This window comes from Sutterella seckii (genome assembly GCF_009183815.1).
GTDB lineage: Bacteria > Pseudomonadota > Gammaproteobacteria > Burkholderiales > Burkholderiaceae_F > Sutterella > Sutterella seckii.
Window position 1 is genome coordinate 1 of the sequence record NZ_WEHX01000031.1, and the last position, 24,438, is coordinate 24,438.

Annotated in this window: 19 protein-coding genes and 1 pseudogene; 9 read left to right on the forward strand and 11 right to left on the reverse strand. The window is 60.2% G+C overall.

All coding sequences use genetic code 11. From position 1 onward, the window contains the following. From infB to dusA, 6 genes and pseudogenes are all read left to right on the forward strand, one after another. A partial coding sequence (gene infB, locus GBM95_RS06020) for a translation initiation factor IF-2 (RefSeq protein ID WP_152158266.1) occupies nt 1-1,926 on the forward strand: 1,926 nt, incomplete at its 5' end. 165 nt (nt 1,927-2,091) lie between these two features. Then, nucleotides 2,092-2,469 carry a 30S ribosome-binding factor RbfA gene (rbfA, locus tag GBM95_RS06025; RefSeq protein WP_152158267.1) on the forward strand — a complete coding sequence of 126 codons (378 nt, stop codon included), beginning with the start codon at nt 2,092-2,094 and terminating at the stop codon, nt 2,467-2,469. Between the two features lie 42 nt (nt 2,470-2,511). Continuing rightward, a pseudogene (gene truB / locus GBM95_RS06030) lies at nt 2,512-3,407 on the forward strand (tRNA pseudouridine(55) synthase TruB). 32 nt (nt 3,408-3,439) lie between these two features. Further along, nucleotides 3,440-5,287 (forward strand): translational GTPase TypA, encoded by a 1,848-nt coding sequence (gene typA / locus GBM95_RS06035; protein ID WP_152158268.1) that lies wholly within the window; start codon nt 3,440-3,442, stop codon nt 5,285-5,287. Beyond that, entirely contained in the window at nt 5,280-5,723 is a 444-nt protein-coding gene (locus GBM95_RS06040; RefSeq protein WP_152158269.1) for a YchJ family protein, read from the forward strand. Before typA ends, GBM95_RS06040 begins: the two co-directional genes overlap by 8 nt. A 116-nt stretch (nt 5,724-5,839) precedes the next feature. Then, nucleotides 5,840-6,847 carry a tRNA dihydrouridine(20/20a) synthase DusA gene (dusA, locus tag GBM95_RS06045; RefSeq protein ID WP_152158270.1) on the forward strand — a complete coding sequence of 336 codons (1,008 nt, stop codon included), beginning with the start codon at nt 5,840-5,842 and terminating at the stop codon, nt 6,845-6,847. A 96-nt stretch (nt 6,848-6,943) separates the two neighbouring features. Here the strand turns inward: dusA and GBM95_RS06050 are convergent, their stop codons facing one another. Together GBM95_RS06050 and GBM95_RS06055 are read right to left on the reverse strand one after the other, a co-directional pair. Then, a complete protein-coding gene (locus GBM95_RS06050) occupies nt 6,944-8,161 on the reverse strand; it encodes an MFS transporter (RefSeq protein ID WP_152158271.1) in 1,218 nt (405 codons plus the stop codon). Nucleotides 8,162-8,259: 98 nt separating this feature from the next. Continuing rightward, nucleotides 8,260-9,321 (reverse strand): alpha/beta hydrolase, encoded by a 1,062-nt coding sequence (locus GBM95_RS06055; protein ID WP_152158272.1) that lies wholly within the window; start codon nt 9,319-9,321, stop codon nt 8,260-8,262. 132 nt (nt 9,322-9,453) lie between these two features. Here GBM95_RS06055 and GBM95_RS06060 point away from each other — a divergent pair, with 132 nt between their 5' ends. After that, complete coding sequence (locus GBM95_RS06060; RefSeq protein ID WP_152158273.1) at nt 9,454-10,359, forward strand: LysR family transcriptional regulator; 906 nt, start codon at nt 9,454-9,456, stop codon at nt 10,357-10,359. 24 nt (nt 10,360-10,383) lie between these two features. Here the strand turns inward: GBM95_RS06060 and GBM95_RS06065 are convergent, their stop codons facing one another. The 6 genes from GBM95_RS06065 to GBM95_RS06090 all read right to left on the reverse strand — a co-directional run bounded on the left by GBM95_RS06065 (nt 10,384) and on the right by GBM95_RS06090 (nt 16,850). Beyond that, a complete protein-coding gene (locus GBM95_RS06065) occupies nt 10,384-11,211 on the reverse strand; it encodes an AraC family transcriptional regulator (protein WP_152158274.1) in 828 nt (275 codons plus the stop codon). 268 nt (nt 11,212-11,479) lie between these two features. Then, a complete protein-coding gene (locus tag GBM95_RS06070; RefSeq protein ID WP_152158275.1) occupies nt 11,480-11,842 on the reverse strand; it encodes a cytochrome c3 family protein in 363 nt (120 codons plus the stop codon). A 17-nt stretch (nt 11,843-11,859) separates the two neighbouring features. Next, nucleotides 11,860-13,338, reverse strand: coding sequence for an FAD-dependent oxidoreductase (locus tag GBM95_RS06075; RefSeq protein ID WP_152158276.1), 1,479 nt, complete (start codon nt 13,336-13,338; stop codon nt 11,860-11,862). A 277-nt stretch (nt 13,339-13,615) separates the two neighbouring features. Further along, nucleotides 13,616-13,981, reverse strand: a complete 366-nt coding sequence (locus GBM95_RS06080) for a helix-turn-helix domain-containing protein (protein WP_152158277.1) — start codon at nt 13,979-13,981, stop codon at nt 13,616-13,618. 86 nt (nt 13,982-14,067) lie between these two features. Further along, the gene (locus tag GBM95_RS06085; RefSeq protein WP_193222601.1) at nt 14,068-15,564 is read right to left on the reverse strand and encodes an ATP-binding protein; all 1,497 of its coding nucleotides are present in this window, start codon (nt 15,562-15,564) and stop codon (nt 14,068-14,070) included. 521 nt (nt 15,565-16,085) lie between these two features. Then, nucleotides 16,086-16,850: a transporter substrate-binding domain-containing protein gene (locus GBM95_RS06090; RefSeq protein WP_152158279.1), complete on the reverse strand. Its 765-nt coding sequence runs from the start codon at nt 16,848-16,850 to the stop codon at nt 16,086-16,088. 420 nt (nt 16,851-17,270) lie between these two features. Between GBM95_RS06090 and GBM95_RS06095 the strand changes: the two genes are divergently transcribed. Beyond that, nucleotides 17,271-18,344 (forward strand): AAA family ATPase, encoded by a 1,074-nt coding sequence (locus GBM95_RS06095; RefSeq protein ID WP_193222602.1) that lies wholly within the window; start codon nt 17,271-17,273, stop codon nt 18,342-18,344. A 502-nt stretch (nt 18,345-18,846) separates the two neighbouring features. Then, the gene (locus GBM95_RS06100; protein WP_152158281.1) at nt 18,847-20,052 is read left to right on the forward strand and encodes a M20 metallopeptidase family protein; all 1,206 of its coding nucleotides are present in this window, start codon (nt 18,847-18,849) and stop codon (nt 20,050-20,052) included. A 92-nt stretch (nt 20,053-20,144) separates the two neighbouring features. Here GBM95_RS06100 and GBM95_RS06105 read toward each other — a convergent pair whose 3' ends face one another. The 3 genes from GBM95_RS06105 to adk all read right to left on the reverse strand — a co-directional run bounded on the left by GBM95_RS06105 (nt 20,145) and on the right by adk (nt 23,884). Continuing rightward, a complete protein-coding gene (locus tag GBM95_RS06105) occupies nt 20,145-21,353 on the reverse strand; it encodes a hypothetical protein (protein ID WP_226963184.1) in 1,209 nt (402 codons plus the stop codon). A 176-nt stretch (nt 21,354-21,529) separates the two neighbouring features. Beyond that, nucleotides 21,530-23,023 (reverse strand): FAD-binding oxidoreductase, encoded by a 1,494-nt coding sequence (locus GBM95_RS06110; protein ID WP_152158282.1) that lies wholly within the window; start codon nt 23,021-23,023, stop codon nt 21,530-21,532. 168 nt (nt 23,024-23,191) lie between these two features. After that, nucleotides 23,192-23,884 carry an adenylate kinase gene (gene adk / locus GBM95_RS06115; RefSeq protein ID WP_152158283.1) on the reverse strand — a complete coding sequence of 231 codons (693 nt, stop codon included), beginning with the start codon at nt 23,882-23,884 and terminating at the stop codon, nt 23,192-23,194. Nucleotides 23,885-24,438: the final 554 nt, after the last annotated feature.

The window sequence follows — 24,438 nt, forward strand, 5'->3', positions numbered from 1 at the left end:
CAGCAGCAGAACGGCGACTGGCAGGAAAACGACCGCAAGGGCCGCGGCCTCAAGACCCGCGGCGCGGTGGAGGATGAGTCCTCGTCGAGCGGATGGCGCACGGCCCGCGGCCGCAGGAGCCAGGACCGTCATCGTCAGGACGCCCCCGTGCAGCAGGCTCAGGAGCCGGTGGTGCGCGAGGTGACCGTGCCCGAGACGATCTCGGTGGCGGACCTTGCCCACAAGATGGCCGTGAAGGCGACCGAAGTCATCAAGACCCTCATGACGATGGGGCAGATGTGCACGATCAACCAGATGCTCGACCAGGATACGGCGATGCTCGTCGTCGAGGAAATGGGCCACAAGGCGATCGCCGCCAAGGCGGACGATCCGGAAGCCTGGCTCGGCGAAATCGAGGAAACGGAAGGCTATCCCGAGAAGCCCCGTCCCCCGGTCGTCACCATCATGGGCCACGTCGACCACGGCAAGACGTCGCTCCTCGACTACATCCGCCGCGCGAAGGTTGCGGCCGGCGAAGCGGGCGGCATCACGCAGCACATCGGCGCCTACCATGTGAAGACGCCGCGCGGCATCATCACGTTCCTCGACACCCCGGGCCATGAAGCCTTTACGGCCATGCGCGCCCGCGGCGCTCAGGCGACCGACATCGTGATTCTCGTGGTGGCGGCCGACGACGGCGTGATGCCCCAGACGCAGGAAGCGATTTCGCACGCCCGCGCTGCCGGCGTTCCGCTCGTCGTCGCGATCAACAAGATCGACAAGCCCGAAGCCAATCCCGAACGCGTGAAGCAGGAGCTCGTCACCGCAGGCGTCATTCCTGAGGAATACGGCGGCGACGTTCCCTTCTGCCCGGTTTCCGCGAAGACCGGCCAGGGCGTCGACGAACTTCTCGAAAACGTGCTTCTGCAGGCCGAAATGCTCGACCTCAAGGCGCCTGAGGAAGGTCCCGCCAAGGGTCTCGTCATTGAGTCGCGCCTCGACAAGGGCCGCGGCCCCGTGGCCTCGATCCTCGTTCAGTCGGGCACGCTCCACCGCGGCGACGTGGTGCTCGTGGGCGCCGAATTCGGCCGCGTGCGCGCGATGATCAACGAGCTCGGCAAGTCGCAGAACACCGCCGGCCCCTCGATCCCGGTTGAGATTCAGGGTCTCTCGGGCGTCCCGCAGGCGGGCGACGAGGTGATTTCGCTCGCCGACGAAAGAAAGGCTCGCGAAATCGCGCTCTTCCGCCAGGGCAAGTACCGCGACGTGAAGCTCGCCAAGGCGCACGCCACGAACCTCGCCAACCTCTTCGCCGATGTGGGCGAGGGCGAAGTGAAGACGCTTCCCCTCATCATCAAGGCGGACGTTCAGGGCTCGCAGGAAGCGCTCATCCATGCGCTCACCCAGCTCTCGAACAACGAGGTTCGCGTGAGCGTCGTGCATGCTGCCGTGGGCGGCATCTCGGAATCCGACGTCAACCTCGCCGCTGCGTCGAAGGCCGTGATCATCGGCTTCAACGTGCGCGCCGACGCTCAGGCGAGAAAGCTCGCCGAAACCGAAGGCGTCGACATCCGCTACTACAACATCATCTACGACGCCGTGGACGATGTGAAGGCCGCGCTTTCGGGCATGCTCTCGCCCGAACGCCGCGAGACGCCGCTGGGCTTGGTCGAGATCCGTCAGATCATCCGCGTGCCGAAGGTGGGCAACATCGCCGGCTGCCGCGTGCTCGAAGGCCTCGTGCGCCGCACGGCGCAGGTCCGCCTCCTGCGCGACAACGTCGTCGTCTGGACGGGCGAGCTCGCGAGCCTGAAGCACTTCAAGGACGACGTCCGCGAAGTGAAGGCCGGCAATGAATGCGGCCTCTCGCTCAAGGGCTATGAAGACATCAAGACGGGCGACCAGCTTGAAGTCTTCGAGGTGACCGAAGTCGCCCGCACGCTCTAAAGGCGACCTTCCTCCAGATTCCTCCGCCGGGGGCTTAAGAAGCCCCCTCGGGGGAATCCCGATGAAGGCGAGCCCGACATTGACGCCCGGAAGCGCTTTTCTCTCAACTCACAGGGAAAAGCGGATCCGGGCGCCTCTGATTTTCAAGTACTGAAAGAATTTCTTATGAAGAACGCCAAACCCGGCCGCGCGCAGCGCATCGGCGACCAGATCACCCGTGATCTCGCGCAGCTCATTCCCCAGGAAGTGCGCGACCCGCGCGTGGGCCTCGTTACGCTCACGGGCTGCGAGGTGACGCCCGACTACGCGCACGCGACCGTCTACTTCACCGTGCTCGGCTCCGACCCGGCGGAAACGGCGGAAGGCCTCAACGCCGCCGCAGGGATGCTGCGCACGCACCTCTTCAAGCAGCTCCGCATCCATACGGTGCCGACGCTTCACTTCGAGCTCGACACGAGCACCGTCCGGGGCTTCCAGATGGATGCGCTCATCAAGCGCGCCATTGCCCAGACCGAAAAGACCGGTTCGGGCGACGAAAACTGATTTGCGGGCGGCCTCCTTTCCAATTAGACGAGTGATTTCAGAATGGCGAAAAAGGGCGATCCGATCAGCGCAGTGCTCCTCCTCGACAAGGACGGGGGGCTCTCCTCGAACGCCGCCGTGCAGATTGCAAGGCGCCTCGCGAACGCGCAGAAGGCGGGCCACACCGGCACGCTCGATCCGATGGCGACGGGGCTTCTCCCCGTCTGCTTCGGCGACGCGACGAAGTTTTCCGCCGACCTTCTCAATGCCGAGAAGGGCTACGAAGCGCGCGTGAAGCTCGGCGTCACGACGAATACAGGGGACGCCGACGGCGAGGTGACGGGAACCGCTCCGACGGAGGGCATCACGCTCGACATGATCCGTGAGGCGGCACTTTCGTTTCTCGGCGAGATCGAGCAGATTCCGCCCATGTATTCGGCCCTGAAGAAGGACGGCGTCTGCCTCTACCACATCGCGCGCAAGGGCGGTACGGTCGAGCGCGAGCCCCGGCGCGTGAGGATTCTCGAGATCGAGGTCTCGGACTTCGACGGCGCCTCCTTCACGATGAAGACCCTCGTTTCGAAGGGCACCTACATCCGGGTTCTCGCCGAGGACATCGGCAGAAAGCTCGGGTGCGGGGCGCACCTCACGGCCCTGAGGCGCACGCGCGTGGGTCATCTCACGCTCGAAGGCGCCCTCACGCTTGAAAATCTGCGGGCGCTCGCGACGCCGGAGGCGGTGCGCGCTAAACTCTCGCCCGCAGACACTTTGATTACCAAGCTTCCCCGTGTCATCTTTCGGCTGAGGATGAAGCCCGCTTCCTGCTCGGCCAGCGCCTTGCGCTCGGCCTCGGGGCCCTTGCGCGTGTTCGCGTCTACGGCCCCCGTACGGGACTTCTCGGGACGGCTGCGGTTTCAGACCGCGGCGTGCTCGAGCCCGAACGACTTATTGCACATTGATCCAAAATTTCCTTCAAAACACTGAGACTCCCATGACTCGAGCTATTCGCAACATTGCGATCATCGCGCACGTCGACCACGGCAAGACAACGATGGTTGACCGTCTTCTGCAGTGCGCGGGCACCTTCCGTGCCAACCAGCAGGTTGAAGAGCGCGTGATGGACTCCAACGCCATCGAACGCGAACGCGGCATTACGATTCTTGCCAAGAACTGCGCCGTTGAATACGAAGGCGTGCACATCAACATCATCGACACCCCGGGGCATGCCGACTTCGGCGGCGAAGTCGAGCGCGTGCTCTCGATGGTCGACGGCGTGCTGCTGCTCGTCGACGCGGTCGAGGGCCCGATGCCGCAGACGCGCTTCGTGACCCGCAAGGCCCTCGCCCAGGGTCTGAAGCCCATCGTCGTCATCAACAAGATCGACCGCCCGGGCGCTCGTCCGGACTGGGTGCTCAACCAGACCTTCGACCTTTTCGACAAGCTCGGCGCCACCGAGGATCAGCTTGACTTCCCCGTCATCTACGCCTCGGCGCTCAACGGCTTTGCGGGCTACACCGACGACGTTGAGGAACTGAAGAAGATCGGCAACATGCGCGCCGTCTTCGACACCGTCATCAAGTACGTCCCGGTCCGCGACGACAATCCCGACGGTCCCCTCATGCTCCAGATCTGCTCGCTCGACTATTCGAGCTACGTGGGCAAGATCGGCGTGGGCCGCGTCCACCGCGGCCGCATCTACCCGAATTCCGAAGTCGCGATCATGAATGGTCCCGACGATACGCCGCGCCGCGCCAAGATCAATTCGATTCTTGAGTTCGAGGGCCTGCAGCGCAAGGAAGTGAATGAAGCCCAGGCGGGCGACATCATCCTCGTCACCGGCATTGAGGAACTCAACATCGGCACGACCATCACCGACAAGGATCAGCCCGAGGCGCTTCCGATGCTGAAGGTGGACGAACCCACCCTCACGATGAACTTCCAGGTGAACACGTCGCCGCTCGCCGGCCGCGAAGGCAAGTTCGTCACCTCGCGCCAGATCCGCGAGCGTCTTGAGAGGGAACTCAAGTCGAACGTCGCCATGCGCATGCGTCCGACCAAGGACGAAACGGTCTGGGAAATCGCCGGCCGCGGCGAACTCCACCTCACGATTCTTCTTGAAAACATGCGCCGCGAGGGCTATGAACTCGCCGTCTCCCGTCCGCGCGTCGTGCTGAAGGAAATCGACGGCGTCAAGATGGAGCCGTACGAACTCCTCACGGTCGACGTTGAGGAAGAGCACCAGGGCGCCGTCATGGAAGAGCTCGGCCGCCGCCGCGGCGACCTCCAGGACATGGCTTCCGACGGAAAGGGCCGCGTGCGTCTCGAATACCGCATCCCGGCCCGCGGCCTGATCGGCTTCCAGAGCATGTTCATGACGATGTGCCGCGGCACGGGCATCATGAGCCACGTCTTTGACGACTATGGTCCCATCAAGACGGGCGATGTGGGCGAACGCCGTTCGGGCGTCATCATCTCGCAGGACGACGGCGAAGCCGTGGCCTATGCGCTCTGGAAGATCCAGGAACGCGGCCGCCTCTTCGTTTCCCCGGGCGACAAGCTCTACGAAGGCATGATCATCGGCGAGCACTCGCGCGAAAACGACATCGTCGTGAATCCGATCCGCGGCAAGCAGCTCACCAACATCCGCGCCTCGGGCACCGACGAAGCGATTCGCCTCGTGCCGCCCGTGAAGCTCACGCTGGAGTCGGCCGTTGAATTCATCAACGACGACGAACTCGTGGAAATCACGCCGTTGAGCATTCGCCTGAGAAAGCGGTTCCTCAAGGACTTCGAGCGCAAGCGCGCTGCCCGCGCCGACTCGAAGGAATTCGGTGAATAACCCGAGGAAAAAGAAGGGAAGGAGGGAAGCGGCTGACGCTTCTCTCTGCCCCTGCGGGAGCGGCCTCGCGCTTTCCGCCTGCTGCGGCAGGTGGCTTTCGGGCGGGACTTCCCCGCTCGGCGCCCCCGATCCCCTCTCCCTGATGCGAAGCCGCTATGCGGCCTACGTGCTCGGCGACGACGCCTACGTGCTCGCCACCTGGGCGCCGGAAACAAGGCCTCGCGATCTCTTCGCCCCCGGCGAACCGCGGCCGAAGTGGATGTCGCTCAAAATCCTTGAGTCAGGCACTGCGCCTGACGGCCGGACGGGAGAAGTGGAGTTCCTCGCAATTGCCCGCACCCCGCAGGGCGCCCTCCGCATGCGGGAGCGCTCGCGCTTTCGCCGCGAACCCGACGGCCGCTGGGTCTACGTGGATGGCGATCAGCTCGATCCCTGAGGCGCATGGGGAATGCGCATTGACGCCGCACATTTCCTTTTTCCGCAGGAGAAGCGCCCGAACCGACTTACTCGGCCCGGGCGCTTTCCTTACGTACTGACAGAAAAATCTTCCTGATGACTTCCTCTCAAGAGTCCCGATACTCCCCCTGGCGCTTCACGGTTGCGCCCATGCTCGACTGGACGGACCGTCACTGCCGTTTTTTCGACCGGCTCCTCACGCGCCGCGCGCGGCTTTATACCGAGATGGTGACGACGGGAGCGATCCGCTTCGGGAACCGCGAAATGCTTTTGGGCTTCTCGCCCTCGGAACATCCGGTTGCGCTCCAGCTCGGGGGCTCCGACCCGGAGGAGCTCGCCTTCGCGATCCGCACGGCCGAGGCTGAAGGGTACGTCTACGACGAATACAACCTCAACTGCGGGTGCCCGTCGCCGCGCGTTCAGAAGGGAAGCTTCGGCGCCTGCCTCATGCTCGACGCGAAGCTCGTTGCTGACTGCGTGCGGGCCATGCAGGAAGTTACAGACAAGCCCGTGACGGTGAAGCACCGGATCGGCGTCGACGACCGGGACGACTACGGGTTCGTGAGGGACTTCGTGGGCGAAGTGCACGAGGCCGGCTGCCGCGTCTTCATCGTGCATGCGCGCGCCGCGTGGCTTAAGGGCCTCTCGCCCAAGGAAAACCGCGAGGTGCCGCCCCTGAACCGCGAGGTCGCCTTTGATTTGAAGCGCGAGTTCCCGGATTCCGCCTTTGTTCTGAACGGCCAGATTGCGGACCTCGCAACCGCGCGCGAACTCCTTGACCGCGGCATCGACGGCGTGATGATGGGGCGCGCGGCCTACCAGAATCCCTGGGTGCTCGCGGGGGTCGACAGCGCGCTCTTCGGGGACGATTTTGAGACGACGCGGCTCGCCGTCATTGAAGCCGTCACGGAAGAAGTGAAGACAAACTGGAAGGACGACGAGCATGCGCTTCGCGCCTTCTCAAGGCACCTGAACGGCCTCTGCCAGGGGCTTCCCGGCGCGCGGGCCTGGCGCCGCACGCTCGCCGACCCGAAGGCCATCCGCGAACAAGGGCCGGAGCTCTTTCACTACGCCTGGCGGGAAGCCTTCGGAGAAGGCTTCTAAGGGATTCTGAGGCCTGCTGAGGTTTTTGAGGCTTTTCATCAATGCGCTTCTCTGCCCAATCCTGATGACCGGGCGGAGAAGCTTCAAAGGCCTTTTTCAGCGCGCGCCTTCAACAGAATGGGAAGCCGCACGGGCGGCTGAAAAGCACCCGAACCTCCCGAAGAGCGCGCCGGGAACCTGAATGAGACCGAAAAGCGCGATCGCCGCCGACATGAGAAAGAGCGGCTCCACGCCCGAGGCGTCGTAGAGCACGCCGCCCGCATTGGCGGCGAGACCCACGGATCCCTGCACGACGGCGACATAAAGGCCGCCGACGACTTCCGTGTGACCGGGGACGGTGCGCACCATCCAGACGGACCACCCCACCGGGATGAAGCCGAAGACGAGCGCGGAGAGAATGAGGGCGCCGATGACGGCGGCGTGGCCCGAGAGCGCCCACATGAGGATGGGGGCGGCAAGCGCGAGCACGGTCGTTCCGATGAAGGCGGGCGCGAAGTTACGTTCAAAGAGCTTCCCGGCAATGAGCGTCCCCGCGACGTTGACGAGTGCGTAGACGAGGAGCGCAATTGAGACGCCTGCGGGCGAGAGCCCGGCGCTCTCTTCAAGCACGGGCCTCACGTACGTGAAGACCGTGTGGTAGCCCGCGTAGGAGGCGAAGGTGGCGAAGAGCCCGAAGACCACGCGCCGGTCCCGCAGAGGCGCCTTCATGGCGGAAAAGCCCGCCGGCTGATTGGGCTTCACCGCCGGCATCGTGAGGAGCTGCCAGACGAATGTGAGCGCGGAGAGGAGGGCCGCTGCCCAGAAGACCGAGCGCCAGCCGAAGGCTTCGCTCATGGCCGACGCCCCGGGGAGCGCCACAAGAGTTGCGACTGAAACGCCTGAATAGACGATGGAGAACGCCTTGGGGAGCGCCTTCAGGTGAACGAGGCGTTGCACGACCGAGACGGAGAGCGACCAGAAGCCGCCCACGCAGAAGCCGAGGAGCGCGCGGGCGAGAAAGTGCACCGCGACCGAGTCCGTCCACGCAATGAGGGCGTTCGAGAGCGCGGTGAGGAAGGTGAAGAGAAGGAGGAGCCGCCCCCTGTCTGTTTTGGGAAGAAGCGGGGCGATCAGAAGGCTCGTAATGAAGGCTGCAGCCCCGACGGCGGTAACGGTTTGGCCGGCGGTTCCCGGCGTAATGCCGAGGCCCTCCGATATGGGCGTGAGGAGACTCACAGGAATGACTTCCGACGCAATGAGTGCGGTGACCCCGGTGAAGAGCCCGAGGATGACGGGCGTAAAGGCTTTGTCCGGCGAACTCTGAATGACTGGCATGATGGGAATGCTTCGGAGGAGTAATCAAACGGCCGCCTTTCGGGGTGAAGGCGGCCGTGAATCGTGTGAAGAGTGAGGAAATCGCTCAGGAAGCGCGGTTACTTCACCTCAAGGCTCTTTTTGAAGAAGCCCGTGATTTTCTCGAACGGGATGAGATCCGTGCGGTCGTAAAGATCCACGTGGCCCGCGCCCGGAATGATCACGAGCTCCTTCGGCTCCGCCGCGAGCCGGTAGGCGTCTTCGGAGAATTCGATCGAGTGGGCGTTTTCACCCGCTACAAAGAGCATCGGACGCGGGGAAATCGTTTCGATGTCGTTGAAGGGGTAGAAATTCATGAATTTCACGTTGCTCGTGAAGGTCGGATGGGTTGTGAGATCTTTCGAAGAAGAGGCCGGCGTGAACTCTCCGCGCGGCGTGCGGTAGAAGTCGTAGAACTCGCGCTCGATCGCGGTCGATTCGGGCGTCAGTTCATGGACGGTGCCGCTCGTGTACTGCGTGATCTTCCCCGTCTCGTATTCCTTCCAGCGCTCTTCGGCTGCGGCTGCAATCACGGCCTTTCTCTGTTCCAGAGTCGTCCCATGGCGCAGGCCGTTCCTGTTCGCAGCGCCCATGTCGTACATGGAAACGGTTGCCACTGCCTTGATGCGCGGGTCGATCTTCGCGGCGCTGATGAGGAAGCTCCCGCTTCCGCAGATGCCGAGGCCGCCGATCTTCGTGCGGTCAATGCCCTTCTTCGTGCCGAGATAGTCGACTGCCGCGCTGAAGTCGTCCGAATAAACGTCGGGAAGCACCGCCTGGCGGGGTTCGCCCGCGCTTTCGCCCCAGAAGGAGAGGTCGATCGCGAGGGCGGCAAAGCCCGCTTCAGCAAGCTTCTGCGCATAGAGGTTCGAGCTCTGCTCCTTCACGGCGCCCATCGGGTGGCCGACGACCACCGCAGGAAGCGCTTTGGCCGGGTCGGCATTCTTGGGGAGAAAGAGGTTCCCGACAACATTCATCTGGTAGAGGTTGTGGAAGGTGACCTTTTCCATCGTCACGCGGTCGCTCTTATAGAAGTTGTCCGGTCCGCCCGCAGCATCGGCGGCGAAGGCGCTCGTGGCGGCCAAAGAGGCCGCAGAAGCCATCAGAACGGAAAGAGCCGCAGCGGTGAGTTTCGCTTTCATTTTTGTCTCCATCAATTTTTAGAACGAATGCTTAAAAAGCATTCGTTCTGTTGATTTGTTGATGAAAACTATATTTGGCGTAGAATACTATGTCAAATACATTATTTTTATTCTCTTTCATGCTTTTTAAGCATGATTAAACGCTGGAAGGCTGACGCTATGGATATCCGGGTACTTCGCTACTTCATCGCTGCCGTGGAAGCCGGGAGCATTTCGGGGGCCTGCTCGCGCGTGCACGTCACGCAGCCCACGCTCTCAAGGCAATTCATGGATCTTGAGGAGGAGCTCGGCCACAAGCTCTTCGAAAGAAGCAACCGGCGGCTTCTCCTCACCCCGAAGGGAAAGCTCTTTTATGAGAGAGCACTCCTCATTACGGCGCTCTTTGACCGCACGAAGGCCGAAATGAAGGCCGAGGAGGAGCTTGCGGGCGAAATCCGGATTGCGGCGGGCGAGACGCCCTGCCTGAGGCCCCTTGCGAGAGCCATCGCACGGCTTCGTGAGGAGGCGCCCCTCGTTTCGGTGGTCATCGTGAGCGGTCACGAAGAGATCGTACGTTCGGAACTCCATTCGGGCGTAACGGATTTCGGCGTCTTTATCGGCGACGTGGATCTCTCTCAATACGGCCGAATTTCGCTCAAGGAACGCAACCGCTGGGGGCTTCTCACCCGCCGTGACGGCGAACTGGCGGGGAAGACGTCGGTTCACCCCGAGGATCTGCTCCGGGGGCCGCTCGTCGCGTCGCTTCAGGCGTCGCAGAATAACGAACTCCTCTCGTGGCTGGGAAAGCATGCTCAGGAGATCCGCGTCGCCGCGCACTTCAACCTCCTCTACAACGCCTATCTCTTGGCCGAAGCGGGCGTCGGGAACGTCCTTGCGCTCGAAGGGATCATCAACCCGGAACCGAAGTCCAACCTCGTGTGGCTCCCGCTTGAGCCGGAACTCTCCGCGGGCGTTTCCGTCGCCTGGGTGAAGGATCACGTGATGACGCCCGCGGCCGAGCGGCTTCTCGCGCTTCTGCGCGAGGAGGATGCAGCCTGAACGCGTCTCTATGGAATGCGGGCGCTAGAGAGAGGCATCGCGAAGGAGGCCCGCCTCTCCCCGGCGGAGCATCCCTGGCGTCAGCCCGAAGACCCGCCGGAAGGCGGCCGTGAAGGCTGAGGCTGAGGAGTAGCCGATTCTTTCGGCCACTTCCTCCACGCATTCTCCGGCGAGAAGATGATGGGTGGCGGCGAGCATGATGATGCGCAGACGCCAGGCGCCGAAGGAGAGGCCGGTTTCCCGGACGACGAGCCGTGCGAGCGTGCGCTCGCTCATGGCGCAGAGATCCGCCCATTCACGGGTGCGCCGGCTGTCTCCGGGGTTCTTTACGAGTGCTTCGGCAATGCGCTTTAAGGCCGGGTGAGAGGAAAGCGGCACGAAGCTTAAAGGGAGCTGCCGCGCGCCCATGAGTTCCTCGAAGAGCACGCGGGCGAGGCGCGCTTCGTGAGAATTGAGCAAAAAGCCGACCGGATAGCGGGTGAAGCGCTTCAGCATTTCGATCGTCATCGGATCGAGCAGCAGTCGATAGGGATGCTGCGGGAGCATCCGGGCCCAGTCCGGGTTGATGAGGCAGTAAAGCGATGCGGCGCCTTCGCCCAGGAATCCTTCATGAAAAAGGCCGGGCGGCACCCACGCCGCGGAGGACGGCGGAAAGGCGATTTCGCGGTCGCCGATCCTCAGTCCGACGAGTCCCGAGAGCGCGACGACGAACTGGCCGTTTCGATGCATGTGCTGGCCCGCTGCGGCCGAGGACGGCGTGCGTTCGTCGACGATGAGGCACTGAAGGAGCGCCGTCGTGTCGTCGGGATCGGCGTCGTCGGGCCATTTGGTGGCTTCAATGAAGGCGGACATGAGGGTGAATGCTTATGGGGTCTGGCTTCCGGGCTTGCTGATGCCGGAGCGTTCTTCGGGGAATGGAGCCGGCGCCGGGGCGGAATGCGCTCTGCGTTCGGATCCTTCCCGTGAGAGCGGGAAATTCGGGCGAGTCTATTTCAATCGAAGCAGAAAGAGCATCACCGTGAAAACCCGTTTGGGAAGCGCAGAGAAGAAAGGCACGGCCGGAGATTTCCGACGTCTCCGGCCGTGCGCTTCAGGTCAATTCACGCAGCGTGCTTTCGGATTAAGGCACGTTGTAGTGAATGTTGTGGCAGCCCGCGCACATGTTGACCGACTGGCGGTGACCCTTATGGCATTCGACGCAGTCGAGGCCCACCAGATGGTTGTAGTGCGGATTGGGATCCACCTTCTGAGTGCGCTTTGCCACGGCGTCAAGCGACTGGTGGCAGGCGTTGCAGCTTTCCGTCTTCACCGCAGCTCCGGGCTGGGGAGAGGCCGTTCCGTGGCAGGAGACGCATTGGACGCCCCGGGCCATGTGGCGGTCGGCAAGGAATTTGCCGGAATCCGCAGCCGCGGCAGGGAGCGAAGCGGAAATGAGCATGGCGCCCGCAGTGAGGGCGACAAAAGCAAGGCGAGTGAATTTCATAGCTTTCCTCCTCATCATCAGGCGTTCTTGCGCGATTTGGCGCGTGCTGCGGCGTGGCGGGCGGCCACGCGGCCGAAGACCATGCCGCCGCCCAGCTGATTGCCGCCGATGTCGTCGTAGACCCAGACGCCGCCGGCAGCGGCGCCCGCAGCATAGAGACCCGGGATGGGACGGCGCTCAAAATTGATCACCTGTGCGTCGCGGTTGATTTTTGGTCCGCCGAAGGTGCTCGCCATGCCGCCTGCGGCCGGGATCATGTAGAAGGGCCCCGTCTCGAGCGCATGCGGTTCGTCGTATTCGTAGGGGGGATCGAGCTCCTTCGCTTTGCCGGCCTTCACGGCCGCATTGAATTCGCGCACCGTTTCGGCGAGGACTTTAGGAGGAACGCCCGCCTTTTCGGCGGCTTCCTCAATCGTGTCGCCCTTGATGACTTCAAAGCCGAGGCGCGCAAAGCGCTTGATCGTGTTGGTGAGGATGTTTGCGTTCTTGTCCGCGTCGGCGCCGATCAGCATGAAGCTGCGGTTGTCTTCCGTACGTTCGGCAATCGCTTTGGCCTTCGGAACCTGAAGCCAGGTTTCCGGCACAAAGCGGCGGCCCTTCGTATTGACCTGGATGCCGTATCCGGCATGCATGAGGGGCGACGGGTTGCAGTGGCCGTTGGGCGTGATCGGGCCCGCATAGAACTGATCCATATTGACGAGAAGCGCCTGGACCTCTTCGGCCATCAGGATGTTTTCGCCCGTGATCCAGGGCGAGCCGCGCACGATGAGGCGCGACGCCCAGGGGCCGATGTATTTGTCGACCATCGCTTCATTGGCGCCGTAGCCGCCCGTCGTCAGGATGACGCCGCCGCGGGCGAGATAGTCCTTCCGGCCTTCGGGCGTGATGCAGGAAACGCCTTCAACGTTGAAGCAGTCGTCCTTCACGAGGCTCACGGCCTTTGTGTTGTAGTGAATGGGCACGCCCTTCTTTTCGAGCGCGGCCATGAGGCAGCGGATCAGCTTGCTTCCGCCCGTGATGCCTTCGCCCGGGCTGATGAGGCAGCGCGAGAGCTCCGGCGACGGGAGGTTTTCCCAGAGGTAGAAGGGCGTCCCGTGGTCCGCGAGCCAGTCAATGCCGTCGCCCGATTCCTCGGCGTAGACCTTGATGAGTTCCGGGTCGGAGCGGTAGTGCGAAAGCCGCATCATGTCGTCGAAGAAGGCTTTCTTCGAGTCCTCGGGGTGATTCTTCTGGAAGCGGCTCCCCACGGCGGCAATCCAGCCGGAGGAATAGACGGTTGCGCCGTCCGGGCGATTCATTTTTTCGATGAGGACGGTCTTGGCGCCCTTTTCCGCCGCTTCAAGCGCGGCGCACATGCCGGCAAAGCCGGCGCCGACAACGACAACGTCCCAGTCTTCCGTGAGGCGCTTCTTTTCCGGGGAGGCCGCCTGAGCGGCGCCCGCTGCAGCTGCGGCGGCACCAATGAGGCCGGTGCGGACGAGATCTCGTCTTTGCATGAGCATTCTCCTTTTTGGGGGTCAGAAGAAACGTTCCGGCAAGCGCTTTTCTTGATTGTGTTATGCCGGAATTTGATTTCATTCTGAGCGGATAAAGCGAAGAGGAGAAGCTTCGGAACGGACAGGTGCTGTCGAGAAACGGACAGAATTTTTTCGCGTGCTGAGGCGCAGCCCGCCCATAGGCCGGACAGACTCAGAAGCTTTCAGGGAAGCATGACGCAGACGACGGCTGCCGCAGCCCAGCAAATGCCTTTCTGCCGCGTGCTGCTGCGGGGAATCAGGCACCGATCAGGCGCGCCGCGTCAAGGTGATGTTGACGGCAAAGCCTGCGGATCATGGCTGGCGTCAAATCTCGTTTGCCGTTCAAAACGTCATGGACGCAGTTCAGTGCTCCAATGGCTGGTACAAGGTCTTCCGGCGTCAAGCCGTCCTGCTCCATCATGAAGCGCAGATACTCAGCCGGCGCATAGCTTCCCTCAATGGGACATTCTCTTTCCTCATAGGCGCTCACCAGCGTTGCCATGGCATCGAGCCATACGGCTTCATCGGATCCGGGCGCCGGGTCATGAGTCATCAAAGCTTCGATCTCTGCGAGCGCACGCTTATGCGACGAAGGATCTCGAATGGGATAGATTTCACGCATTAAATGTCACTTGAAGTGCTGCTGTCTCATCGCCGTATTGTTGGCGGCACGTCTTTTCGTTACGCACCCAGACGCGCTAGCCGCTCTCAATTCGGGTCCTTGCCGGTTAATCGATAGCGCTGCTTGGGACTCTTGGCTTTCTCAATTCCTTCAATCACGCCTCGCTCTCTTAAGCTTCTCAGCCTTGCGGAAACTGTATTGCGCGTGAATCCTGAGCTCTCCATGATTGCCGCAACGCTCATGCTGCCTCTCTTCTTCAATTCTGCGAGGAGCGCCGCTTCAAAATTGATCCAGGATTTCTCCTGACGTTCATCTTCCGAGAGGCGCCGCTTGAAGAACGTGATCTGAAAGGCCGAGACATAGTCCTTCAAATCGGCCTGAGGCATCAGGGCATCCTTTAGTTCCTGCTCAATCTGCTGCAGTCCGGTCCCCCGGTTTTCAATCACATATCCGGAAGTCCCGTCTTCTTCGACATACGGTGTGTATTCGAGAAGTTGGGAGAGCCGGGTGTTTCTTGTTGCCGAAATTCCGCGCGGAAGACTATTGAATGAGGCTGCGCCGTATAAGCCGCCGGGATTCAGAATCTCGAGTCTGTCGGCAAAAAGGTTGATCTGAACCTGAGAGCCCAGACCGTCAGGAGAGTAGTCGCGATGCTGCAGCGCATTGATGATGGCCTCCCGGCAGGCAAGAATGGGATAGTCAGTGACGTCCCGCCGCAAGGCTCCCTGTATGAGGGCTCCCTTGTTCATGTGCTTCCGGAGGAGTTCCAGGGAACTCATCATCATTTCCGGAATGGAGCCGTTGACGGGCTGGGTGTCGATATAGCGAATCCCGTCCACCTGTGCTTTCGTAACGCCGGGGTAAACCGTGAAGGTGATGTTGAGGCGCGGAAAGAACTGCTGCGGATAAGTGCCGGCAACCAGAAGCCCCGCCAGAGTCGGCACGAATTTCCCGCTTGAATCCGGAGCAATGGCGCCGAGCCTCAGGAGAATTTCATTGCGATCCATTTTCCCAAAGACGCGCGGCGTGATCTCGCGATTGCGTTCAACAATGGCATCAAGGATGGAGGCATCAAGATCGCTCATGGAGGCTTCGCAGACGGGCTGGCGGTCAAACGCAGGATGCTGATGAAATTCCCAAAGCCGATCGATTTCGTAATCGGTCAGTCGTTTGTCTCCGTCCCCCGTCCGGATATAGGCGCCGTAGCGAAGTCCCTTTCTCGTGATGAAGCAGGGACGCTGGTCAAGAGGCGCAGGTTCAACCACAGCCACCACAATTTCTCCGTCCTCAAACGGATAGCGTTCAATCTCGAGACGGCAGGGCGGCGTGAAGTCGCTGCCGATTCTCAGAAGTGCGTCATGGATGCGGTCCGCATCGAAGTCTGATACGGTGGAAAAGTTGTTCTTTTCCTCCAGCCCCAGAATGATCGTGCCTCCATCACGGTTGGCAAAAGCAGAAATCGTCTCGGGAATGCTTTCCGGCAGGGCTTTTCGAGCCGTCTTCACCTCATAGCGCTGCGTATCCGCCCCAATCAGCCGCATGCGCGGAATCGCGTTTTGGAGTTCTTCCGGAAGAAATTGCATCCTTTTATCCATATTTTTCATAAATTACGAATCGAAATGCGATTGCGGCGAAGAGCGCGGGTAATGATGTCGAAGATGGCGCTGACGCGGGAACTATACTGTATGACAGTATAAGTATACTTCCATAATTTCTCGTTCGTTTTGTGATATTTATTTTAAATATCAATATGTTGAATTCTATTCAACTAGAATTTTAGTATGTTAACTATACAAGATACTGGCATAAGTATACCTGTAAGTATACTTCCATTGTTTCTTGTGGGTTTATTATATTTATATAAAAATCAATATATTAATTTATATTCAACAAGAGCGGCAGATAGTTAACTATACAAGATATGATCACAAGTATACTTAGAAGTATACTTGTGTGATAGTTAGATCTTCCCATATGATTTATATGAAAAGAGGAGGTCTCAACGACCTCCCCTCTTGAAGCGGCTCTGAGGTTCCCATCGAGATTTGGGTTTTCGACCTCGGGAGCCTGAGCCAGCGGCTGCGTGCAGCCGGGAACGATGCAATTACTGCTTCGGACGGCCGAACCACTTCATGTGAAGCTTCTCGTACGTGCCGTCGGCGCGGATTTCAGCGAGCGCCTTATTGACGGCTTTCTGGAGATCGGCGCGGTTCTTCGGGAAGATCATCGCCATCGGCACGGCATCCGCGACGAAGTCGAGGCGCTCGAGCTTGGTCTGAAGCGACGGGCGCGAAACGATCATGTAGTCCGTCGCGGGCTGAGCGTTGATGACCGCATCGGCATTGCCGGAGATCATGTTGAGCATCGCGTCCGCGCCGCTCTCAAAGGTCGTGATCTTGGCGCCCGGGATCTTCTTTGCGCGGTCGTGGCTGATGGAGCCGAGCTGCACGGAGACGTTGAGGCCCTTCAGGTCGTCAAAATTTTTGATGCCCTTGGGATTGCCCTTCGGGACGATGATCGTGAGGCCCGACATGTAGAAGGGATCGGAAAAGAGCACGCGCTTCGCGCGTTCGGGCGTCACTGCAAAGCCCGCGGCGGCAAAGTCGAGCGTGTTGCTCACGATCGCCGGGAGAATGGCGTCGAACTTGAATTCCTTGATGTCGAGCGTCGCCCCCATCTTGTCGGCGGCGGCCTTCGCAAGATCGAGCTCAAAGCCGATCAGTTCATTTGTTTTGCTGTCGTGAAATTCAAAGGGCGGGAAAGTGCCTTCCGTTGCCATCGTGAGCGTGCCCGCGGCAAAGGACGACCCGGCGGCGAGCATCATTGCGGCCGCGCAGAAAAGGTGCTTCTTGAGAGAGGCGAGAGACATGGTGAAGATCCTCTTTTGGGGGAGCTGTAAGCGTGATGGTCCGGAATGCACGCGGAATGTGAAAGGGATGGCCGGCAGGGACTGCTGCCGGGAGCGCTCCCGCGAGCGCTCTGAATGCGAAATGTATCGGCAAAGAGCGCTTCGACGTCCTCTTATTTCGCGCGTCTTTGCTCCCGATGGCCATGCTCTCGGCGCATCACCCTAAAAATTGATGAAGGGGTCATGAATGAGGCGGAAAGTCGCCGTAAACAAGTGATTTGTCGACTAAAAGCGCACCTCGTTTTTGCGGTTGTTACGCAAAAGTTCGTGTAAATTTATTCTCAAAATGTCGTTACGATGATTATCGTTTTAATCTACACTTCAAAGTTCGTCACGATAGTTTTCGTTTTAATTTGCTCTTAAAATGTCGTAATGAGGGTGATGATGCAGCATATGGGAAACCCGTTTAAGTTTGGTTCGGTGGTCGATGGTGAATATTTCACGGATCGGAACGATGAATTGCCGCAGGTCAAGCAGATCATCTCAAGCCGCAATCACCTGATTCTCATCAGTCCCCGCCGCTACGGTAAAACCAGCCTGATCCGAAAAGCCGTAAAAGAAACCAACCGGCCCTCCATCTTTGTGAACGTTCAGGCAGCGACCTACGCCGCTGACCTTGCGCGGCTCCTGCTTAATCGCTTTTTCGATATACATCCCTGGGAACGGATCAAAGATGGATTTAAAAGGTTCCGCGTGAGCCCGGCCTTTACCTACAACCCGAACACTAACGAGATGGAGGCGTCCTTCAAGACCGCTAAGGAAGGAGGCATCGTTCTTGAGGATGTGCTCAATTTGATGAACGAAAAGAGCGATCCCGATAATCGTCTCATCATCATCCTGGATGAATTTCAGGAAATTGCCAACTATGCGCCGGGAACCGACAAGCTTCTGCGTGCGGTCATGCAGATGCACCAGAACGTCAACTACATCTTCCTCGGCAGCGAGGAAAGCATGATGCGAACGATGTTTGAGGACATCAAGTCTCCTTTCTTTCATTTTGGGTCGCTCATGCACCTGAGCCGCATCCCGTACGATGATTTCTGCCGATCCCTTTCAGAGAGATTGACGCCGCTTTGCGGAAGTCGGTCTGAGGAATTTGCTCACCAGATTCTCGATCTTTCAAAATGCCAGCCGTTTTATACGCAACAGCTTGCAGCTGGCTTCTGGGATCTTTACGAACGGATCGGTGAAAAGGCCACCGTGCAATCAGCTGTTGAGGCAATCATTCGCAGCGTTTCGCCAAGCTACTCGTTTGTATGGACGAAGCTCTCAATGCCGCAGCGCATTGCACTTCAATATATTGCGCGGGGCGACAAGTTGCAGGATATCGATGCCTTTCCCCTGAGTACGGTCTATTCAGCTGTCGGACGCCTGAAGAAAGATGGGCTCATTGTTCGCGAAGAAGATTACGAGTTCGAGGACCCTTTCTTCGGGCTTTGGATCCGTGCGCTTTGACTTCCTATTCGTCGAGAATAGCGGTGATTCCCGAGGACCGTGAATTTCCACCAAAATGTTACGTCGCGCCGTTTACGGGCAACTGACGCGGCGTAATTTCCGGCATCGATCTCACTCACTCCAGCTCGTCTTTTCGAGCGGGTTTAGGCTTGTTTTTACTTCCTCTCGGTCGAGCTGGTTCGCGCTTGCCCTGAGCTATTCGAGCTTCACGCACCTCTCGTGCGAGGGTCTTTTTGTTCTTGCTGTCTTTCGGTCTTCCTGGTTTGCTCCTGGGGGCGGCTTCCTGCGGTTTGGCGAATCTCACAGATTTTCTAATAAAAATCGTCATTTTTCTAATAATCTACCTTAGTAATAAGCAGGAAAGTTCGCTGCCTCTGCTTCAGACACGCTTGGGGCGACTCGCCTCCGGCCTGACGGAGCGTCTGAGGCGCTTTTCGCGCCTTCCCCAAGCCGCTTCCTTTGCGCTAACCTTTCCCGTCATCGTCTTCTTCTGTATACGGTCATGACTGAAACACAAATCCAGGATCCGCTCTTTCCGGACCTTGTCCGCTGGCGCCGCCACGTGCACCAGCATCCGGAGCTGAGCTATCACGAATCCGAGACGGCAGCCTATGTTGAAGAGGAGCTCCAGAAGCTGGGTGTGACCGATATTTCGGCTCCGACGCCAACGAGCCGCGTGGCGGAGATCACGGGACTCGCTCCTGCTTCGACGGGCGTCCGTCCTGCCGTCGTGGCCATCCGCGCCGACATGGATGCGCTCCCCGTTCCGGAAGCCGAAGGCCTCGATTTCTGCTCCGTCAATCCGGGCGTTTCTCATGCCTGCGGTCATGATGCGCACGTGGCGATGCTGCTCGGTGCGGCGAAGATTCTGATGGAAGAGCGCAAGAAGTTTTCGGGCACTGTCCGCCTGATTTTTCAGCATGCCGAAGAGGCGGCTCCGGGAGGCGCCAAGGAGCTTGTTGCGGCCGGCGTCATGAAGGGCGTCGACGCCGTGATCGGGCTTCATGTCATGAATGATCCGATCGGACAGATCCGCGTCTGCACGGTCCCGGCTTTTTCAACGGCTTCCGACTGCGTCTGGGCGACGATCACCGGGTGCGGCACGCATGCATCCATGCCGGAAGGCGGCATTGATCCGGTGATGATCGGTTCGGAAGTCGTCATGGCGCTCCATACGATCGTGTCGAGGAACATTTCGCCCGATCATTTCGCGGTGGTTTCGCCTACCGTTTTTCAGGCGGGCGAGGTGATCAATGCGATTCCTCAGAAAGCCCGCATCGGCATCAACATCCGCACGAAGGACCCGGACGACCGCGTTCGGATTCACGACCGCGTGGAGGCGCTGATCCGCGGCATTGCCGAAGCCAATGGCGGAACCGCTGCATTTGAGTGGCTCGCAGGCTGCCCCGCCGTCATTCAGGATCCGGAGATGATTGAGCGTGCGCTGCGCGTGGCGCGCGAAACCCTGCCTCCCGGAAAGGCCGCCGTCGGAACCGGCATGAGCGCTTCGGAGGATTTTTCCTATTTCGCCGAGTGCGCCCCTGCCGCCTACGTCATTCTGGGAGGCGGCAATGCAGAGGAAGGCTACCCGCACCGGAACCATCATCCGGCGTACCGCTACAGCGAAGCGGCGCTTCCCGTCGGCGCCCGCTATGAGGCGGCTCTGGCCCTGGATATTCTCAAGAACCCGTTGAAGTCTGGGCGCTGAAAAGAAACGCTGCGGTTCCTTCCCGGGCAAGAAGAAAGCCCGTTCTTCCTCACGAAAGAGCGGGCTTTGAAAGTATTGGGGAAACGAAGGCGTTACTTCTTCTTCCCGTTCTGGGCTTCCCAGTCCTTTCTCAGATCCTTCGTGCGCGCGATGGCGTCCGAGATCGCGTCGGCAGCGACTTCGTTGAAGCGCCACTGGGCGTCGAGGATTTCCTTGCCGCCGAGCCAGACGACGCCGGGACGAACCTTCTTCACGGTCTTCCTGCGTTCGGTCGAGAGTTCTTCGGCAAAGGCGAGGCGGAGCGCATCGCGGTGCTGATTCAGAATGCCGAAGTCGGCGGAGCGCACTTCATCGGGGAAGGTGAGGGAGAGGACGCGCGTGCCGTTGATGTAGCGCAGATCCCAGCGGGCGTTGGAGAGCTGCGACTTTCCTTCCTGCTGGCAGAAAAGCGTTCCTTTCTTCACGCTCATGAGCTGGGCTTCGCCCGACTGGGCGACTTCCTGGAGCTTCCCCTTCACGCGCTTCGTCTGCTTGGTGATGGGCTGAGCAAACCGCATGCCGACAGGCTCCGAGCGGCGGGTCGGGATGTAGCGCAGGCAGTAGGGAATGTCGCGCGTAAAGCGCTTCGAGAAGTTTTCGATCGAGTCGGAACCCGTGAAGGCGGTCTTCGTCGGAACGAGCACTTCGTCCTCGTCGATCATCAGCATGGCGCGGTAGCCGACCGCGCCCTTCGGGAAGACGTAGCGGTTCGCGATTACGTAGCCCGACGGGGTTGCCGTATTCTGACGCGTGACGAGGTAGGGCCCGATGGGGAGCCCCTCGAGGCTGTAGGCGACGAGCTTCACCTGAAGCGCGAGGGGCTTTCTGCCGCCCCCCTCAAACTGAATGACGACGCGGCCCTTGTTGCCCTGCGTCAGAAAGAGCGGGCGCTGGGCATCGAGGGGCGAGCCGTTCCTCAGAATGGCGGCCGCGCCGCCGCCCCACGTGAAGCCGTGGCGGCTGCCGAGCGGGAAGTTTTCCTGAACGGCATAGCGGCCGTTGACAGCAATGTTGTCCTTGATGAAGAGCTGCGTGCGGACGTTGTCGTCGAAGTAGAAGATGCCGGCGCCCTTGAAGGCGTCGATCGTCGGCATCGGCATCAGCACGGGTTCGGGCTTTTTGTTTTTCTGCGGCGCTTCGGAAGCGGGCACGGCAGACGCTACTGGCGTGGAGGCGCAGCCCGAGAGCAGAAGCGTGGCTCCGGGAAGCGCAGCGCACAGAGCCGCCGCAATGAGCGGGCGGCGGGAGAACGTAAGAGGCATCAATGAGGCTCCGGGGAGAAGCGCAGAGGAAAGGCGCTTCTCCCTCAAGAAAAGGAATTGACGGATTGCGTAATTATGGCCGGCGGACGGGCGATTGCAAGCGCTCCGGCGGTTGAAAACATAGGGATAACGCTCCCCCCCGAAACCCGTCCCGCCGTCATGCAGTTTCCGGTCCTTTAATCCCAGGCTTCCTTCGGGTTCTGCCAGACGTTCTCAGGGTAGCGCACGACTCGTCCGGGGTTGAGGATTCCCTCGGGGTCGAAGACGCCGCGGAGCTTCTTCATGAGCTCGAGTTCGAGCGGATCCTTCGTGCGTTCGAGCACCTGGATCTTTGCGCCGACGCCGTGTTCGGCCGCCACCGACCCCCCGAACCTCACCACTTCGTCGTTGACGAGGCGATGGATTTCGCGCTCGTGCGCCTTCCAGTAGCCGGGCCCCAGCTCCGGTTTGTTTCCAAGATTGAAGTGAAGGTTCCCGTCGCCGTAGTGCCCGAAGATCATGGGAAGGAGCCAGGGGGCTTCCTTTTCAAACCGCGCGTAGGTTTCTTCAATGAAGGCGCAGAGACTCCCTCTCGGCACGCTGATGTCGTTCTTGATGTTGCCGCCTGACGCGCGGACTGCGGTCGGGATCTCCTCGCGGAGAGTCCAGAGGGCCTCGGCCTGCGTTTCCGTCTGGGCAATGGCGGCGTCGGTGAGGGTGCCATCCTCAAAGAGAGGCGAAAGGGCGTCCGTGAGGCTCTCCGCAAAGGCTTCCGGATCCTCGCGCTTCGTGTAGGAGAGGTCGAAGAGCACCATCCAGTCGGAGGGCTCGATCGGGGCCTTTCTTCCTGCGGCAATGACAGGTTCGAGCGCGGGCTTTGAGATGAGTTCGAAGGCCGTGAGCGAGGGCCCTGCAAAGTCTTCGAGCGTCGTGAAGAGCTTTTCGACGGCGCGAAGTTCCCCCAGAGACGCAAAAACCGTAATGCGTCCGGCAGGAAGCGCCGAAAGATCGAGCACCGCCTTCGTGATGACGCCGAGCGTTCCTTCGGACCCGATGAAGAGGTCCCTGAGGTCGTAGCCCGCATTGTCCTTCCGCACGCTTCGCATGAGGTTGAGGATCCGGCCGTCCGCGAGCACAACCTCAATCCCGAGGCAGTTGCGCCTTGCCATCCCGTAGCGGACGACGTGCACGCCCCCGGCATTGGCGGCGAGCATGCCGCCGATCTGGGCCGTGCCCTGTGCGGCAAAGGAGACCGGGAAAAGCTTCCCGGCTTCCTTTGCCGCCGCCTGCACGCGCTCGAGCACGGCGCCCGCTTCGACCGTCATCGTGCTGTTGACGGCGTCGATCGCGAGAATGCGGTTCATGCGGGAGAGCTGCAGGATCAGGGTTCGTGCATTCAGGGGACTCTCCGGATTGGGGGTGGCTCCCCCCACCGTCGACGTGTTTCCGCCCTGAGGAATGACGACGAGATGGTTGTTGGCGGCGAACCGGAGAATTGCCGCAACCTCTTCGGGCGTTCCCGGACGAAGGAGCGCAAGCGCCTCGCCCTGGCGGCGCCGGCGGGAATCGAGCGACGCGGCTTTGATTTCTCCCGCATCCGTAATGACGTGATCGGCGCCGAGGAGGTCGGATAGCTCGCGAATCAGGCGCTCGCGATCCTCTTCGGAAAGGGTGGAAATGATGGAACTCATGAGTCAGGAAGCCTCAGGATAAGAGGAAGGAGGAGCGGTTGTCGGGAAAGCCGCCTTTAGGGGAATGCTTCAAAATTAGAGCGCATCCGAAGCCCAAAATGCAAAAAGGCCGCGGGAAAATTCCAGCGGCCTTTCTTGAAGCGGGGGCTTGAGGGAACTTCTGAAATTCTATGTAAACAAAAGATTTGAAGAAGTTCCCGGCAGCCAATCAGGCAAGCGCCTTGAAGACGCGTTCGTGATCGCGTCGATCGAGCCGAGGCCCGAGATCGAGCGATACTTCGGCGCATCAGCGGCGCCCGACTTGGCGAGCTCTTCATAGAAGCCCACGAGCGCTTCGGTCTGGTCGTGATAAACCTTGAGGCGCTTCAGAACGACTTCCTCGCGGTCGTCGTCGCGCTGCACGAGGGGTTCGCCCGTTTCGTCGTCCTTGCCTTCGACCTTCGGCGGGTTGTACTTGACGTGATACGTGCGGCCGGAAGCCGGATGCACGCGGCGGCCGGACATGCGCTCGACGATCTCAGCGTCAGGAACGCTGATTTCGAGCACGTAGTCGATCGGCACGCCCGCGTCGCGCAGAGCCTGAGCCTGCGGGATCGTGCGGGGGAAGCCGTCGAAGAGGGCGCCGTTCGCGCAGTCGGGCTGCGAGAGGCGTTCCTTGACGAGGCCGATGATGATGTCATCGGAGACGAGCTGGCCCTTGTCCATCACTTCCTTGGCGGCAAGACCGAGAGGCGTGCCCGCCTTGACGGCGGCGCGAAGCATGTCGCCCGTCGAAATCTGCGGAATGCCGAACTTCTGGCAGATGAACTTGGCCTGCGTGCCCTTGCCCGCACCCGGCGGTCCGATAAGAATAAGGCGCATTCTGATGAACTCCTGAAAATGAAACGTTGAGGGCGCGCATGCGGGCATGCGCATGATCGTCCGAAGAGAATCAATGAATTCTACCCCTCACGGGAGATGCCGGAAAATTTCTGTTGAATCCGCAGAGCTGTCTTTGGGCGCCAAATCGAGAGAATCAGGCCGCTTTTCGGGTTCCGTCGCAGAAGAAATGATCGTTTTTGCAAAGGAAATATTAACGAAGCCATCATTTAGTTGATGCAACTCAGATAACATCATTGATTAACTTGAATTTTCATTGATCCATACGTAACTAATGGATGATTGCCTTAATAATGAAATCAGGCAATTTTGCAAAGACGACTGAAGCGAAAATAGCGTTGTGTCCCGATCCATTTTGTTTTGCTTTAGAGAGGAGCGCTTCAACCCATGGCTCAGATCAGTTCCGGCCGCCGCAGACTGATTCGCGGCGGGATTGCCGTGTGCCCGGCATGGGCGATTTCTATAGGGTGAAAGTCCCGATGAGCAGGAGGTAGTGCCAAGCTCACAGCCAGAGGCAAGGGTGTCCGTCGTGAGGC